13 protein-coding genes are annotated in these 17,384 nt (G+C 35.9%); 10 read left to right on the top strand and 3 right to left on the bottom strand.

Annotation, left to right across the window (positions count from 1 at the left end; translation table 11 throughout):
- Window positions 1-447 precede the first annotated feature (447 nt).
- The 3 genes from CLV00_RS03790 to CLV00_RS03800 all read left to right on the top strand — a co-directional run bounded on the left by CLV00_RS03790 (window position 448) and on the right by CLV00_RS03800 (window position 6,258).
- On the top strand, window positions 448-3,132 hold the full coding sequence (locus CLV00_RS03790) for a TonB-dependent receptor domain-containing protein (RefSeq protein WP_099716223.1): 2,685 nt from the start codon (window positions 448-450) through the stop codon (window positions 3,130-3,132).
- 93 nt (window positions 3,133-3,225) lie between these two features.
- Complete coding sequence (locus CLV00_RS03795) at window positions 3,226-3,699, top strand: YfiR family protein (protein ID WP_158234584.1); 474 nt, start codon at window positions 3,226-3,228, stop codon at window positions 3,697-3,699.
- Window positions 3,700-3,798: 99 nt separating this feature from the next.
- Window positions 3,799-6,258 (top strand): PAS domain S-box protein, encoded by a 2,460-nt coding sequence (locus tag CLV00_RS03800; RefSeq protein WP_099713883.1) that lies wholly within the window; start codon window positions 3,799-3,801, stop codon window positions 6,256-6,258.
- Window positions 6,259-6,284: 26 nt separating this feature from the next.
- Here CLV00_RS03800 and CLV00_RS03805 read toward each other — a convergent pair whose 3' ends face one another.
- The 3 genes from CLV00_RS03805 to CLV00_RS03815 form a co-directional block, all read right to left on the bottom strand.
- Entirely contained in the window at window positions 6,285-6,701 is a 417-nt protein-coding gene (locus CLV00_RS03805; RefSeq protein ID WP_099713884.1) for a hypothetical protein, read from the bottom strand.
- Between the two features lie 43 nt (window positions 6,702-6,744).
- Complete coding sequence (locus CLV00_RS03810) at window positions 6,745-7,398, bottom strand: metal-dependent transcriptional regulator (protein WP_099713885.1); 654 nt, start codon at window positions 7,396-7,398, stop codon at window positions 6,745-6,747.
- Between the two features lie 155 nt (window positions 7,399-7,553).
- Window positions 7,554-9,425, bottom strand: coding sequence for an Nramp family divalent metal transporter (locus CLV00_RS03815; protein WP_099713886.1), 1,872 nt, complete (start codon window positions 9,423-9,425; stop codon window positions 7,554-7,556).
- A gap of 120 nt (window positions 9,426-9,545) precedes the next feature.
- Here CLV00_RS03815 and CLV00_RS03820 point away from each other — a divergent pair, with 120 nt between their 5' ends.
- The 7 genes from CLV00_RS03820 (at window position 9,546) to CLV00_RS03850 (ending at window position 17,381) form a co-directional block, all read left to right on the top strand.
- Window positions 9,546-11,789: a TonB-dependent receptor gene (locus CLV00_RS03820; protein WP_099713887.1), complete on the top strand. Its 2,244-nt coding sequence runs from the start codon at window positions 9,546-9,548 to the stop codon at window positions 11,787-11,789.
- Entirely contained in the window at window positions 11,789-12,256 is a 468-nt protein-coding gene (locus CLV00_RS03825; protein ID WP_099713888.1) for a thioredoxin family protein, read from the top strand. The genes CLV00_RS03820 and CLV00_RS03825 overlap by 1 nt, the downstream gene beginning before the upstream one ends.
- 21 nt (window positions 12,257-12,277) lie before the next feature.
- Complete coding sequence (locus tag CLV00_RS03830; RefSeq protein ID WP_233206851.1) at window positions 12,278-13,444, top strand: lycopene cyclase family protein; 1,167 nt, start codon at window positions 12,278-12,280, stop codon at window positions 13,442-13,444.
- A 102-nt stretch (window positions 13,445-13,546) separates the two neighbouring features.
- The gene (locus tag CLV00_RS03835) at window positions 13,547-13,957 is read left to right on the top strand and encodes a BrxA/BrxB family bacilliredoxin (RefSeq protein ID WP_091172289.1); all 411 of its coding nucleotides are present in this window, start codon (window positions 13,547-13,549) and stop codon (window positions 13,955-13,957) included.
- A gap of 141 nt (window positions 13,958-14,098) precedes the next feature.
- Window positions 14,099-15,466 carry a rhodanese-related sulfurtransferase gene (locus CLV00_RS03840; RefSeq protein WP_099713889.1) on the top strand — a complete coding sequence of 456 codons (1,368 nt, stop codon included), beginning with the start codon at window positions 14,099-14,101 and terminating at the stop codon, window positions 15,464-15,466.
- A gap of 186 nt (window positions 15,467-15,652) precedes the next feature.
- Complete coding sequence (locus CLV00_RS03845) at window positions 15,653-16,918, top strand: regulatory iron-sulfur-containing complex subunit RicT (RefSeq protein WP_099713890.1); 1,266 nt, start codon at window positions 15,653-15,655, stop codon at window positions 16,916-16,918.
- A complete protein-coding gene (locus tag CLV00_RS03850; RefSeq protein ID WP_099713891.1) occupies window positions 16,902-17,381 on the top strand; it encodes a gliding motility lipoprotein GldH in 480 nt (159 codons plus the stop codon). The genes CLV00_RS03845 and CLV00_RS03850 overlap by 17 nt, the downstream gene beginning before the upstream one ends.
- Window positions 17,382-17,384 lie beyond the last annotated feature (3 nt).

Consider the following 17,384-nt stretch of genomic DNA (forward strand, 5'->3'; position numbering starts at 1 on the left):
ATAGAAAAAACGAGCTTTTAGATTCAAAATCAGTTCTTTCCATTTTTTAGATTAAAAAAAGTGGCTTTTAAATTCAACCTGAATCTAAGTTGCCTTTTGGACATAATTTCAACTCTATCCCTACAAAGATTTGAAATTATAGAACTATTATGAATGGGGAATTCGCATAGGATTAAACCATCATAATTTTTAGTAAAAATCTCATTCGTAAGTATAAATATTTTTAATCCCAAAAAATATTTCCAATTCTGTTATAGACCTAAAGTAGTATTCGTTTTTGGATAAACTTCTTTTTAACAACTTGAACAAAACTACTTTTTGATTTCATACTCATCTTTTTCACGGATTACTTTTTCTCAAAAACACAACAAGTAGTTCCCTGAAAACTTCTTACAATTATTACGTTGCCATTGATTTCAAACCAAAATGGACCAATATCAACTAATCATGAAAAAGTTTGTCACCATCGTATTATTTATGCTGAACATCACCTTTCTTTTTGCACAAAAAGAAATCTCCGGTTTTGTGATAGATAATGCTGGTGTTGCCATGTCAGGCGTAAATGTCACCGAAAAAGGAACAAGTAACAGCGTTTCCACTGATCTCAACGGAGCATACAAGATTACCGTCAAAGAAGGAGCTATTTTAGTCTTTAGTTACTTTGGTTTCTCCAAACAAGAATATGACACAACCGAATCTATTTTGAATGTTGTTTTATCTGAAGGAAGCGGACAAAATCTTAACGCAGTTGTCGTTACCGGAACCAGAGCTACGCCCAGAAGCAATACTACAACAACACTTCCCATTGATATTGTGTCCTATGAAGAACTGACCTCAACAGGACAAATAACCTTTGACAAAGCATTACAGTACAAAATTCCCTCTTTTAATACGGCTCAAACTCCCGTAAATGATGCTACTTCCTTACTTGACCCATACGAAATTAGAAATATGGGACCCAGCAGAACTTTAATACTCATCAACGGAAAACGGAAAAATTTAAGCGCTTTACTGTATGTTCAAACATCACCCGGTCAAGGGGAAACAGGAGCTGATATTTCCGGAATACCAATTGATGCCATAGAACGGGTGGAAATTCTTCGGGATGGTGCATCGGCACAATACGGTTCTGATGCCATTGCCGGAGTACTCAATATTATTTTAAAAAAGAGAACTGATGAGGGTTCCGTAACTATTAAAACAGGCGTGACGGGTGAAGGTGACGGCGAAATGCTGGGCGTGAGCTTGAACAATGGCTCTGCTGTGGGCAATAATGGTTTTGTAAATTATACGTTAGATTTTTCGAAAGTAAAATTGGCAAACAGACCCGGAAAAATAGATGCTGATGGAGAGTTTGCTGATTTTGGAGGTTCTATTTCTGGCATTAACACCTCAGCAGATATTAACGCTTTTCTAACAAAATATCCGGATGCCAAAAATATAAATGGAGCTCCAGAAACTGCTGCTGCAAAATTTTTGGTAAACGGTGGATTTAATCTATCCGATGAAACACAAATGTATTACAACGCCGCTTATGTCTATAAAAAAGTGAATTCTTATGCCAATTACAGAACGCCATACTGGGGCTACGGAGGAGGAATTACTTTAAACGACCTTCCCTATTTATTAAACTTCTTTGGAGACGGAACTATCGCTTCATACAAAGGCCATATTCCAACATTTATTGGCGAATTAAACGATTACAACGCCACTTTAGGCTACAAATCCATAAAAAACGGATGGAATACTGATGCCAGCATAACAGTAGGCGGAAACAAACAAACTTACGCTATAGAAAACTCTCATAACAGATCTGATATTCAGGATGCAAATGGAGTGAATTTATATCGTGAGAACAGTCCCATTTTTTTCAAACCAGGAGGCGCTTCATTCAATCATGTTGTGGGTAATTTAGATATTTCTAAAGTGCTGTCAGATAAAATAAGCATTGGTTTTGGCTCCGAAGTGAGAACCGAAACGTTCCTGATCAATGAAGGCGATAAAGCTTCTTGGGATGGATTTGGCGCCGACTCATTTGCGGGGAATCGACCCGAGAATTCCGGAAAATGGAATCGTTACAATTTAGGAGGATACTTCGATCTGGCGTATGACTTTACAAAAGATTTTTCAGTGAATGGTACCGTTCGTTATGAAGATTACAGTGATTTTGGGGCAGCAACGGTTTGGAAATTAAGTTCCAGATATAAATTTTATAAAGACAAAATTACGGTAAGAGGTTCTATTTCTTCTGGATTTAGAGCACCGACATTACACCAAATCTACACTCAAAAATCACAATATTCTTTCGTAGCGGGTCAGGGAATTCAAATCAACGGTTTAATTAATAATATTTCTGCACATGCACGTATTTTGGGTATTCCAAAATTAGATGCCGAAAAATCAACCAATATAACTGTAGGAATAGGCTCCAATCCTCTGAAAGATTTAAATTTCACTGTAGATTATTACAACATTAAAGTAAAAGACCGAATCATTTTAGGGGATAAAGTGGACACACAGTTTGGCAGCGTTGCCTGGTTTGAAAACTCATTCGATACGAGAACTTCAGGCTTAGATGTGGTTATGAATTACGGCACTTTAACATTAGGGGCCGGGGTTATTGGATTCAATTTGTCCGGAAATATAACGCTTGAAAACAAAAGAATTTCACCCGTTGCAAGTAATAATTTTGGTGCAACACTTGATGCTTTAATGTTTACGTCCAGACCCGAAACCAAATGGATTTTGGGAGCAAATTACAGAATCAGAAAATTTGACTTCTCACTTAGCAACACGTATTTTGGAAAAACAACTTTCAAACAAGAAGGTTTAGATTCCAATTTAAGAACACAATTTATCCCTAAAATAGTCACTGATTTAGGAATTAACTACGCTGCAACAGATAAATTAACCGTAACGCTCAATGCGAATAATGTGTTAAATGTAGTGCCCGAATGGAAATTTAAAGCCGAAAATGCCGCCGGAACAGCCATTCTGAACAACCCGAATCAAGTGAAATCACAATTTAACCTGATTACATTCAATGGTCGTTACTCGCAAATGACCTATCAAGGATATCACTTTAGCCAATTAGGAACTTTATTTAGCTTGTCGCTTATCTATAAATTTTAAAACAGATTTTTCAAATCAGGGTAGAACTTCGTTAAAAACAGAATGATGAAAACTAGAAATCACCTATTTATTTTAAGCATAATTATTATGCTAATGGGGGGAAATACGATTTCGGCCCAAGAGAATTCCGGAGGAAAGGAATATGCTTTAAAAGCAGATTTCTTGTACCGTTTTGTAGACTATGTTTACTGGAAAAATTACTCTAAAAAACAAACTTTCAAGATTGCTATTTTGGAAGGAAGTCCAATTACCAATTCACTGCTTGACATTAGTAAAGACAAAAAAATTGAAGTAAAAGAATATAAAAATTTGAATGATATAAGTTTTTGCAACATTCTGTTTGTTCCTTACAATTGTTCCATTCCTATTGAAACCATTCTTTCTAAATATGCAGGGAAACCGGTACTGATTGTCACAGAACAAAACGGTTTTGGAAAAAAAGGAACACATGTAAATTTTGTCAAAGTCGACAATAAATTAAAATTTGAAGTAAATCTAAAAGCAATAAATAAAGCCGGAATAGGAATCAGTTCGTTCTTATTGCAACATGCCATTATTGTGCAATAATAATATCAAAATACAGCTTTGAGTGATTTAAAAATCTTTAAAATACAAAACGTTTAGTGTGTGAAGTGGTGCTATAAATATTGAAAAAACAAAACATACATGATGAATCTACGCAACATATCAATTAAAAATAAGCTGGTGCTCATGCAGGTTTTCACCTCAGCATTTGTATTGGGACTTTGTATTACTGCTTTTGTACTGATCGACATTCAAGGATTTAAAGACCGAAAAGTGATTAGTTCAATAGCCATTGCACAAGTGGTCGGTTTCAATAATGTTTCTGCCCTTGAGTTTTTGGATAATGCTGCCGCCAATAAAATTCTATCGGAATTAAACGTGCAAAACGACATTTTGAATGCAAACATATTGGACAAAAAAGGCAACGTTTTTGCCTCCTATACAAAACCGGGCTCTGATCCTAACTATCGATTTTCTGTTCCGGCCATGAATGAAAAAAGTTCTCATTTTACCAATGAAAATCTTTTTGTTTACAGCAAAATCAAGAAAGACAATAAAACAATTGGATTGGTTTGTATCCGATTTGAATTATCAGAATTGAATAAAATAAAAATGGATGTGCTCCGTCTAGGAGTTGTACTATTGGTCGTAGGAATTGGGCTGGCATTCTTGATTGCAATGATTATTAAAAAATACATCTCAAAACCCTTATTGAACTTGGTTACCGTAATTCAGCAGATAAAGGACACCAGTGATTATACCACCCGAATGACCGTTGAAGGAAAAGACGAAATCAGCATTCTTTCCATAGGTCTTAATGACATGCTTTCAACAATCGAAAAAAGAGACAATGAAGTCGCTCAATCCAAAGAGCAGTTAAATGAGCAAAATACACTTTTACAATCCGTGATTCAAAACATGGGTGATGGATTAGTCGTTGCTGATGAAAATGGGAAATTTATCATTTGGAATCCCGCTTCTGAAAAAATAATTGGAATTGGCCTTCTTGATATACCCGAAGAAAAATGGGCTGACACGTATGGCATATTGTGGCCGGATACTAAAGCTGTTTTGGCTACTGATGACCTGCCTATCGTTAAGGCATTACATGGCGAAGAAGTAGATGATATGGAAATATTTGTACAAAATTACAAAAAAACCGAAGGCAATTTTGTCGTAATATCCGCCAGACCATTAAAAGATTCGGCGGGTAAAATAACCGGAGCGGTGGCAGTTTTTCATGATATCACGGAACGAAAAAATGCAGAAACCGAGATTAAAAAACTAAATGAAGAACTGGAACAAAAAGTAACAGAACGCACAGCTCAATTGGCAGAAGCCATAGAAACACTTCGCAAAAGCGAGGAGAAATATCGTGAAATTGTGGAAAACATAAGTGATCTTGTCCACACATCTGACTACAAAGGTTATTTCACCTACATCAATCCTGCCTGTAAAAAACTAACGGGTTATACCCAAGATGAGCTTATAGGAAAACATTTTTCAGAACTGGTCGCTCCAGAATGGAAAGACCGTGTGGCCGATTTTTACTTAAATCAATTTAAACATAAAATAGACGAAACATTATTCTCATTTCCCATTATTACCAAAAACAGAGAACTAAAATGGGTAGAACAAACGGTAATGCAACTAAGGGAAGGAAATAGAATTACCGGTCACAAATCGATCATGCGAGACATCACGGAACGAAAAGCAGCCGAGCAGAAATTAAAAGAAAGCGAAGGTCAATTGCAAACCATTTTCAATGAGGCGCCTGACGCTTTAATTGTAATAAATGACGAGGGAATCATCATGAGATGGAATCCGCAAGCCGAAAAAATCTTTGGTTGGACCATTATAGAAGCCTTAGGCAAACGAATGCATGAATTAATTATGCCAGAACAACATAGAGAGAATCATTTAAAAGGACTTCATCACTTTATAGATACTGGCGAAGGACCTATTCTTAATAAAACATTTGAAACCACAGCACTTAACAAACAAAATGTTGAATTTGATATTGAGTTAACCGTGTCGCAAGCTACTATTTTAGGCAAATACATCTTCATTGCTTTTATTAAAGACATCTCAATAAGCAAAAAACTAGAAGACGAGAAAATAGAAGCCGATAAATTAGTACGTCTTAATGAATTAAAATTGAAATTGATTTTAGAAAATATTGGCGAAGGAATTATTGTAACTGACAGCCAGAAAAGAATCGTTTTATCGAATCATATGGCCGAAGAAATCATAGGTATAAAACAAGACTCTACAATGCCAACTACACTGGATTGGTCCACTAAATACGACTTGTATTATCCTGACGAGCAAACTGTTTTTCCGGCTCAAAACCTTCCATTGGAAAAAGCATTAAAAGGCGAATCAACAGATGATGTCGAGATAATAATTGAAGATTCAGAAACGAAAACTAAAAAACGGGTTATCATCAGCGGAAGACCGATAATCGATGAAAACAATTATGTAATTGCTGCTGTTGCAAATATAAAAGACATAACCTATTACAAAGAACTTGAGGTAGCTTTAGAAGAAAGCGAACAGAAATATCGAAAATTAATAGGATTCAAAAGCGATAAAAAATAACATTTACTGTACTGATTCCAGAAGGGTTATTTTACATACCCAATTTTTACATAATAGTTTTTCGGATTGACTTGAACTCCTTCTTTTGGATAAGGAAAAACACTAAAATTTTTTATGTTTTTTTGCTTTTCAGGCAAATATTTAGAAAACCACTGTTTATTTTCTTCTTCGTTTTTCATCGAAAAAACCATCGTGTGATCCTCCACTAATTTTGAATCTTTGTAAACCGAAACTACTACCGAAGCTTCTCCCGCCCAGATACAAGTCACGCCTTCCGGGCAGCGGGAATCAGAAACGAGTTCTTTCAAAACCAAATTGAATCCCTTTTTCTTAAGACACTTTTTTTGGGTTATCTTTAAGGATTGAACATTTTCTGTTTTGGTGTTTTGTGCGAAAGTTATCGTGCCAAGCATCAAAAGAAACAACAGCAAGTATTTTTTCATGTTCTTTATTTTAAATAGTTTATCCAAAGATAACGCCAAATAGCTACGTTAATTTCACAAAAAGATTACTGGCAATTTTATTGGAAATGGTTAAATCCTTGTTATCCACTTTTATTTTCAAAGACAAATCGAAAGTTTCCTTTCCTATGATTTCAATTTTAGAACCCAATGCGATTCCTTGTTTATCTAAATATTTTAAAAATTCTGATGAGGTATCTTTAACGCCAACACAAATTCCTGCTTGGTTTTCGTGCAATTCTGATAGCAATTGTTTTTCGATTTTAACAATTTGACCATTTGCATCAGGAATAGGATCTCCATGAGGATCTTCGGTAGGATTTCCTAAAAAATCATCCAGTTTGTTGATGAGTTTTTCTGATTTGATGTGTTCCAATTGTTCTGCAATATCATGAACCTCATCCCAGGAAAAATCTAATTTGTCTACTAAAAAAACCTCCCAAAGACGGTGTTTTCTCACGATCATTTTTGCGGCTATTTTTCCGTGTTCTGTCAACGAAACGCCTTGGTATTTTTTATAATTAACCAAGTCTTTTTCGGCTAATTTCTTGAGCATATCAGTCACTGATGAAGCTTTGGTTTCCATTTTTTCGGCAATAGCATTGGTGCTTATTTCTGAATCTGAAATAATGGTAAGGTGGTATATGGTTTTAAGATAATTCTCTTCTGAAAATGTCATTTGATTTTTGATTGCAGATTAACGATTTTTGATTTCAGATTCCCTAGTCTCGATAACAGTGGGAATCCTTTTATTTGCATTGTTGTTCAGTGAATTTCATTTACAACGGATAACGGGAATAGCTTCTGATACTGAAACAAATTCAGCACAAGAATTTAATTTTTTACAATAAGTAACGGAATAGAAATTTTGTGGCGCAATTTATCAACCGTAGTTCCAAAGACTAAATCCTTGAATCCCGTATGACCGTGCGTTCCCATAACCAAAATGTCAAATTGTCCTTTATTTACAATCTCCGGAATCACTTTATTAGGCTCTCCAAATCCTAATTTAGTTTCAACTTTAAATCCTTTTTCGGCAAGCATAACTTTGTATTCCTCTAATAATTTTTCGTCGATTAAGGTTTCGTGATCATCAATATTTTCGCCGTAAATCATGGCTCCTACGGTTTCTACCACGTGAATCAAAGTGTATTTTGCTTCTATTCCGCCTAATTCAAAAGCGTTATTTAAAGCCACTTCATCGGCACTGGAGAAATCTACGGAGACTGCAATATTCTTTTTTGTGTAGCTTCCTGATTTAGAAAATCGCAGTTTTAAACTGTGTGGTGAATGATTTTGAATATCTATTTTGGCTTTGGCAATAAAAGGCTTGAACACAATATAAAGCAACAAAATCAAGAAACCTATCGCTAGGGGAACTACCGTTAACCATAACAAAAGTGGATTTTCGGAAGTTTCAAGCCAACCTGTTATTTCATCAAAAACCAATTTAGCATTTAATGAAACAATGATAGTTGCAATAATCCAAGAAGCGATTTGGGTCACTTTCCCAATATGAAATCCTTTCATTTTTGATTTATCACTCACAAAATGAATCAACGGAATAATGGCAAAACCCAGTTGTAAACTCAAAATAACCTGACTCAAAATCAGTAATTTTCCTGTGACACTTTCCCCGTATATCGTAATTACAATAACCGCAGGAACTATAGCGATTAATCGCGTGATGATTCTTCGAACCCAAGGCTGAATGCGCAAATTAAGATAGCCTTCCATCACAATTTGTCCGGCAAGAGTTCCTGTAATTGTAGAACTTTGTCCGGCAGCAATCAACGCAACCGCAAATAATATAGGTGCAAATTTGCTTCCTAAAAGCGGCTCCAAAAAGCGATGGGCATCTTGAATCTCGGCCACTTCAAACATTCCGTTTTTATAAAATGTGGCTGCAGCCAATATCAAAATTGCGGCATTCACTAAAAAAGCTAAGTTTAATGCAATCGTAGAATCAATAAAATTATATTTTAAAGCCTGCTTAATTCCTGCAGTTGTTCTTTCGAATTTTCTGGTTTGCACCAATGAGGAATGCAAGTATAAGTTGTGTGGCATAACCGTAGCTCCAATAATTCCGATAGCAATATACAATGCCGCTTCATTAGGCATCGAAGGAATTAACCCGAACAACACTTTATCCAGTTCCGGCTGGGCAAATATCATTTCAAAAATGAAGGAAAATCCAATGATAGCGACCAATACAATGATAAAAGCTTCCATTTTACGGATACCTTTATTGATTAAGAATAACAACAAAAAAGTATCTAAAACCGTAATTAACACGCCTTCAATCAACGGAATGTCAAACAATAAATTGATACCAATTGCCATTCCCAAAACCTCGGCGAGATCACAGGCAGCGATAGCAATTTCAGCAAGGAAGTACAATATATAATTGATAAATGGCGAATAGGTTTCTCTGGAGGCTTGCGCCAAATCACGTTGGGTAACAATCCCCAGTCGGGCACTCAAGCTTTGCAACAACAGAGCCATAATATTACTCATCAATAAAACCCAAAGTAAGGCATAACCAAACTGGCTTCCTCCAGCAATGTCTGTCGCCCAGTTTCCCGGATCCATATAACCAACACTAATTAAATAAGCCGGACCAAAAAAAGCAAGGATTTTTCGGAATACTGATTTTTTGTTTTGTGTGGAAACCGATTGGTTTACTTCTTCTAAAGATTTAGCCATGATATTAAGTTATTGATACAAATGTAATTAAAAAATTTGTTTTGCAAAATATAATTTTTAGCTTTGCCTAAATTTAATTTAAGTACAGTGAAAAATTTATATATATTGTCCATTATTCTGATGTTTAACTTTGGCTACAGCCAAGAAAAAACAAGCCTTTCGGGATTTGCTTCATCAGAGAAAAAAGGGGTTTCGGATGCCCGTATTTTTTTAATTGGAACAAAATACGCCACCCAAACGGATAGTTTAGGAAACTACAGCATCGAAAATATTGCTGAAGGAAATTATAGAATTCAGATTACGGCAAGCGGTTTTCAAACTTTAAAAAAGAACATAACGGTCAAAATTAATGAGAACAACATTTTGGATTTTGAACTTTCAAGTACCGAAAACCAACTCAATGAAGTCGTTGTTTCGGGAACTTTAAAAGCAGTAAAAAGATTAGAAAGTGCTGTTCCAGTCGAGGTTTTTTCTCCAATATTTTTCAAAAAAAACCCAACAGCCAGTATTTATGAAGCCTTACAGAATGTAAACGGCGTACGTCCGCAACTTAATTGTGGGGTTTGTAATACAGGCGACATCCACATCAACGGACTGGAAGGTCCGTATACTTTGGTTCTGATAGACGGAATGCCCATCGTGAGCAGTTTATCCACAGTGTATGGATTATCCGGAATTCCAAACTCATTGGTGGAACGAATTGAAATCGTAAAAGGTCCCGCTTCTTCTTTATATGGCAGTGAAGCCGTGGGCGGTTTAATCAATATCATTACTAAAAATCCAACAAACGCTCCCCTATTTTCCGCCGATGTATTTTCTACTTCTTGGTTGGAAACTAATGTTGATTTAGGAGTAAAACTCAATGTTGGTAAAAAAGCAACCGCACTTTTAGGATTAAATTATTTCAGATACAATCAAAAAATAGATAACGATAACGACAATTTTACCGATGTTACTCTTTCTGACCGAATTTCTCTTTTTCAAAAATGGACTTTCGACAGAAAAGAAAATCGATTGTTCACCATTGCGGCGCGTGGTGTTTATGAGGACCGTTTTGGTGGCGATGTGCGTTGGGAGAAAAAATACCGAGGCGGTGACGAAATTTACGGCGAAAGCATTTATACCAAACGTGCAGAATTGATTGGAAGTTACCAACTGCCGTTTCAGGAAAAACTGATGCTTTCCTTTTCAGGAAATGTACATTTTCAAGACAGTCGCTACGGCACAACGAGTTATATTGCCAATCAAAAAATTGGTTTTCTACAATTGACTTGGGATAAAAAAATAGGAAAAAATGATTTGCTTACCGGAATTGCCACCCGATACAATTATTACGATGATAATACGCCAGCAACTTCAAAACTGGGAAATAACAACCCAGAAAAAACGTGGCTACCGGGAATTTTTGTTCAAGACGAAATTACATTCACTGAAAAACACAAGCTGTTACTGGGAATGCGTTACGATTACAACTCGTTTCACGGAAGCATCTTAACGCCAAGAATTGCTTATAAATGGAAATTGGACGATAACAACATCATTCGTTTGAATGCCGGAACAGGTTTTAGAGTGGTGAATTTATTTACCGAAGATCACGCTGCTTTGACCGGCGCTCGTGAAATTGTCATCGCAAATAACCTGAAACCGGAACAATCCATAAATGCCAATTTGAATTATATCAAGAAAATAAATTTCGATAACGGAACTTTTATCGGCATTGAAACTTCCTTTTTCCATACCCGATTCAGTAATAAAATTGTTTCGGATTATGATACTGATCCAAATCAAATCATTTATGACAACATCAACGGTTATGCGATAAGCCAAGGAATCAGTACGAACATCGATTTCAATTTTCCGAATGGATTAAAAATCATCACTGGCGCTTCCTTGCTAGACAATAAAAATGTTGAAAATGGCCGAAAAGAAACCCCTTTTCTAACCGAGAAATTCACAGCAACCTGGAGCATTTCGTATAAATTTCAAGCTATTGATTTGAATGTAGATTATACCGGAAATGTGTACAGCCCGATGCAATTGCCTCTTTTAAGCGCTTTGGATCCTCGTGCTCCGGAATCGCCATGGTACAGTTTGCAAAACATTCAATTCACCTATTCTGGCTTGAAAAACTTTGAGTTCTATGCTGGAATTAAAAACCTATTGAACTTTTTGCCTAAACAAAATAACCCATTTTTAATTGCAAGAACCAATGATCCTTTTGATAAAAATGTAACATACGATACGAACGGACAAGTATTGGCAACACCTGAAAATCCCTATGGATTAACGTTTGATACGACTTATGTCTATGGACCGAACCAAGGAATCAGAAGCTTTTTCGGACTTCGCTATACCTTAAGATAATGAAAAAGAATCTTTATTTACTGTTGCTTTTATGCTGTGTGATTCCTGCTGGATTCGCGCAGCTGCATTCGGTTGCATTCGAAGAAATCGAAAGTTTACAACGTATCGAAAAGAGAAAAACGATAGTTTTCATTCAAACCGATTGGTGCCAATTTTGCCATGCGATGAAAAACACCACTTTCAAAAACGAGGAAATCATCAAAGAACTCAACAACACTTTTTATTTTGTTGATTTCAATGCCGAAGAAAAACGAGCGGTAGTTTTCAATAAAACCACTTTTCAATTCAAACCCACAGGAAACAACTCTGGAACGCACGAACTGGCGATTGCTTTAGGAACAATAAATAAGCAACTTAATTTTCCCGTTTTATGTATTTTGAACAGTGAAAACGAGATTATTTTTCAGCACAGCGGGTACTTAAAACCAAAAGAATTAAAGCTGATTTTAGCCAAACTAAAAGAATAAAATTGTCTATTTTTGGGGGAAATGTCAAATTCTCAAATGAAACACTACGATTATATTTTTACCGGCGCAGGATTATCGGCTTTGATGACCGTGTACAAAATGGTGCAATCCGGAAAATTTAAGAATACAAGTATTTTGTTATTGGATGAAAATACTAAAAAAACCAACGACAGAACGTGGTGTTTTTGGAAAACCAACGATTCGGTTTGGGAAAAATCTATTTCCAAGAAATGGGACTCGGCTTTGTTTGCCAATGAAAACTTTCGCAGGGATTTAGACTTGCAACCGTACGACTACAATATGGTGAAAGGACTGGATTTTTACACTCAAGTATTTGATTTGCTTTCGAAACAAGAAAATATCACTTTCCTTCCCCACAAAGTATTGGAAATTGAAGAATCCGAAACTATAATTTTGGTACAAACCGAAAGTGAATCCTTTTCCTGCTCGAAATTATTCAACAGTATTTACAACAATCACAAAGCAGAAAGTCAGGCGAAATATCCTGTTTTACAACAGCATTTTATTGGTTGGTTTATCAGAAGCGAGCAGCCTGTTTTCAATTCCGAGCAAGCAACTTTCATGGATTTTTCGGTGGAACAAAAAGGAAACACCCGTTTTATGTATGTGTTACCCACATCAAAAACTGAAGCTTTACTGGAATACACTTTGTTCTCGCACCAGCATTTAAAAACTGAGGAATACGAAAACGAAATCCAGCAATACATCGAAAAACTTGGAATTACGAACTATGAAATCGTCGAAAAAGAGCAAGGCAGTATTCCTATGACGTGTTATCCTTTTTGGAAATCGAATACTAAAAACGTACTAAACATAGGGACTTCCGGTGGTTGGACGAAAGCCAGTACGGGTTATACTTTCAAAAATTCTGATAAAAAATCAAGTGAATTAGTTGCGTTTCTGCAAAGGGAAACCGACTTCACCAAATTTCATAAAAGAACCAAATTCTGGTTTTACGATTTGCTTTTGTTAGACATTTTGGATCGAAAAAACGAATTGGGTTCCCACATTTTTTCTTCGATGTTCAAAAAAGGAAATCCAAGTTTGATTTTTAAATTCTTAGACGAGGAAACCTCTTTTATTGAAGACATTCAGGTGATTTTAAAATGTCCAAAAATGCTATTTATTAAAGCCCTGTTTCATGTTGGTTTCAAAACAATGAAATAACAATCAAACTATAACAAAACTTTATAATTGAACTCCAATTCTTGATTGTAAACTTTGTAACTTTGCAACTAGAATTTATTATTGATTTAAAATAAAAAAGATATGTATCCAGAAGAAATGGTAAAACCAATGCAAGCGGAATTAACAGCTGCAGGTTTTCAAGATTTACATAGTGCTGAAGCGGTAGAAAACGCAATGAAATTAGAAGGAACAACGCTTGTAGTTGTAAATTCGGTTTGTGGTTGTGCTGCTAGAAATGCACGTCCGGGAGCAAAAATGAGTTTAGATGGCGCTAAAAAACCAGACCATTTAATCACTGTTTTTGCAGGAGTTGACAAAGATGCAGTTGATGCTGCAAGACAACACATGTTCCCTTTTCCTCCATCATCACCAAGTATGGCTTTGTTCAAAAACGGAGAATTAGTGCACATGCTAGAGCGTCACCACATTGAAGGTCGCCCAGCAGAACTAATTGCTGAAAACTTAAAAGACGCTTTCAACGAGTATTGCTAAAATTTACATTTTAGAATGTATTAACCCTTTCAGAGTTTAGAATTCTGAAAGGGTTTTTTTATGTATAAACTTTGTGAACATTGTGGTTAAATTATTTACTTTTGCAAAAAATATATTTCTCAACTTAAAACTGTTTATAGCATGCAACTGTATAACACATTAAGCGCAGAGGAAAGAGCCATCATGATTGATGATGCCGGAAAACAACGTCTTACGCTGTCTTTCTATGCTTATGCGCAAATCTCAAATCCAACACAATTTCGTAACGAATTATTTCTGGCATGGAACTCTCTTGAAGTTCTGGGCAGAATTTATGTCGCCAGTGAGGGAATTAACGCCCAATTATCATTGCCTGCCGATAATTTCTATGCGTTCAAAGATTCGATTGAAGTCTATGATTTCATGAAAGGAATCCGTTTGAATATTGCCGTAGAACAAGACGATCACTCGTTCCTGAAACTGACGGTAAAAGTGCGCGACAAGATTGTGGCTGATGGTTTGGTTGATGAGACTTTTGATGTGACGAATATTGGAATTCACCTAAAAGCCAAGGAATTCAATGAACTTTTGGAAGATCCAAACACCATTGTGGTCGATATGCGAAATCATTACGAAAGTGAAATTGGACATTTTACCAAAGCCATAAAACCAGATGTTGATACTTTTCGAGAATCATTACCCATTATCGAAGAGCAACTTTCTGAACACAAACAAGACAAAAAACTATTGATGTATTGCACCGGAGGAATTCGTTGCGAGAAAGCCAGTGCTTATTTCAAACACAAAGGTTTTGAAAACGTGTACCAACTGGAAGGCGGAATTATTGAATACACGCGTCAGGTAAAAGCCGAAGGATTAGAAAGTAAATTCATTGGAAAAAACTTTGTATTTGATCACCGCTTGGGCGAAAGAATCACGGACGATATTGTTTCCCAATGCCATCAATGTGGCGAACCTTGTGACGTGCATACGAATTGCGTGAACGAAGGCTGTCATTTACTTTTTATCCAATGTGACTCTTGCAAGGAAAAAATGGAAGGTTGCTGTTCTGCTGAATGTGTAACTGTCATTCACATGCCGGAAGAAGAACAAAAAGCCATTCGAAGAGGAATTAAAAACGGAAATAAGATTTTCAAAAAAGGAAAATCAGACGTTTTGACTTTCAAAAACAACGAAGAAACGCACGGTGTTTTTGTTGCAGAAAAACCATCCCGAAGCGCCGGGACTGCCATCAAAAAAGAACCTAAAGTTAAGAAAGTCTATATCGGAAAAGGAACGCATTTTTTTCCAAAACCAAGTATTGGTCAGTTTTTAATTGAAGAAAACGAAATCAAAATTGGCGATACCATTTTAATAAAAGGTTCCACAACTGGAGAACAAAAAGTAGTAATCGAAGAAATGCTTGTTAACGATTTAGCACAAGAAAAAGCAGTTTCTGGAGACACTTGTACATTCAAATTGCCATTCCGAATCCGATTATCTGATAAACTATACAAAATTATAGATTAAATATTTAGGATAAAATCCTATGAAATTAACCCATTACAATTTGATTTGTAATGGGTTTTTTTATTAAAAATTTATGATTTATTGGCGCAAATAGGCATTGTTCCATAAAATTAAAAAATACTATCTTTACACATTAAACGTTTTAAGAACTTAAGTTGTGCTCGTCGCAACACTACATATAAGATTATGGCATGTACAAGTTGTTCAACTTCTGATGGTGGCGCACCTAAGGGTTGTAAAAATAATGGGACTTGCGGCACCGATAGCTGCAATAAATTAACGGTATTCGATTGGCTTTCTAATATGAGTTTGCCTAATGGCGACGCACCTTTTGACTGTGTTGAAGTACGTTTCAAAAATGGAAGAAAAGAATTTTACCGCAATACCGAGAAATTAACGTTAAGCATTGGCGATATCGTTGCTACTGTTGCTTCTCCGGGTCATGATATAGGAATTGTTACTTTGACTGGAGAATTGGTTAAAATTCAAATGAAGAAAAAAGGAGCGAATTACTTGGGTAATGAAATTCCAAAAATTTATAGAAAAGCCTCCCAAAAAGACATTGATATTTGGTCTACTGCAAGAGATCGTGAAGAGCCAATGAAGGTTCGCGCACGTGAACTGGCGATTGCTCAAAAACTGGAAATGAAAATTTCGGATATTGAATTTCAAGGGGACGGATCAAAAGCTACATTTTATTATACGGCAAATGACCGTATCGACTTTCGTGCGTTGATTAAAGATTTCGCTAAAGAATTCAGTACTCGTATCGAGATGAAACAAGTAGGTTTCCGTCAGGAAGCAGCTCGTTTAGGCGGAATTGGTTCTTGCGGAAGAGAATTGTGTTGTTCTACTTGGTTGACAGATTTTAGAAGTGTAAACACCTCAGCGGCACGTTACCAACAACTGTCTTTGAATCCACAAAAACTGGCTGGACAATGCGGAAAATTGAAATGCTGCTTGAACTATGAGTTAGATACGTACATGGATGCGTTGAAAGATTTTCCGGATTTCGAAACAAAATTGGTGACTGAAAAAGGAGATGCCATTTGCCAGAAACAAGATATTTTCAAAGGATTGATGTGGTTTGCGTACACCAATAATTTTGCTAATTGGCATGTGCTGAAAATTGAACAAGTCAAAGAAATTGTTGCCGAAAACAAACTAAAAAACAAAGTTTCTTCGTTAGAAGATTATGCTATCGAGATTGTTGCTGAACCGGAGAAAAACTTCAATAATGCAATGGGTCAAGAAAGTTTGACTCGTTTTGATCAGCCAAAACCAAAGAAAAAACAGCATAAAAAACGCAAACCGGCCGGTGAAAATGCAATTGTAGCAAATAACAACAAGCCCGCAAACAATAACAATAATAACCGTCAGAATCCAAATGACAAAAAGCCTGCGGAACCAAGAAAACCTATAATTATTACTAAAAATGTGGATAAAAAATAGCGCTTTACTTCTTTTAGTGGTGATTCTCTTTTCTTCATGTGATAAAAAAAGAGTTTTTGATGAATATAAATCTGTTGGCAGTGCGTGGCACAAAGACAGCATTGTAACGTTCAATTTACCGGAATTAGACTCAACAAAACGATACAATTTATTTGTGAATTTGAGAGCCAATAACAATTATCAATACAATAATCTGTTTTTAATTGTGGCATTGGAATTGCCAAATGGTTTTACAAAAGTAGACACACTTGAATACCAAATGGCAGATCCGGACGGAACATTATTAGGTGATGGTTTTTCGGATATAAAAGAAAGCAAACTCTTTTACAAGGAAAATGTGCGGTTCAAATCAAAATACAAAGTCTACATCAAACAAGCTGTTAGAGAAAACGGCAAAGTTCCTGGCGTAACAGCTTTAGACGGAATTACAGAGGTAGGTTTTAGAATAGAAAAAAAAGAATAAAAT

The organism is Flavobacterium sp. 11, from assembly GCF_002754315.1.
GTDB lineage: Bacteria > Bacteroidota > Bacteroidia > Flavobacteriales > Flavobacteriaceae > Flavobacterium > Flavobacterium algoritolerans.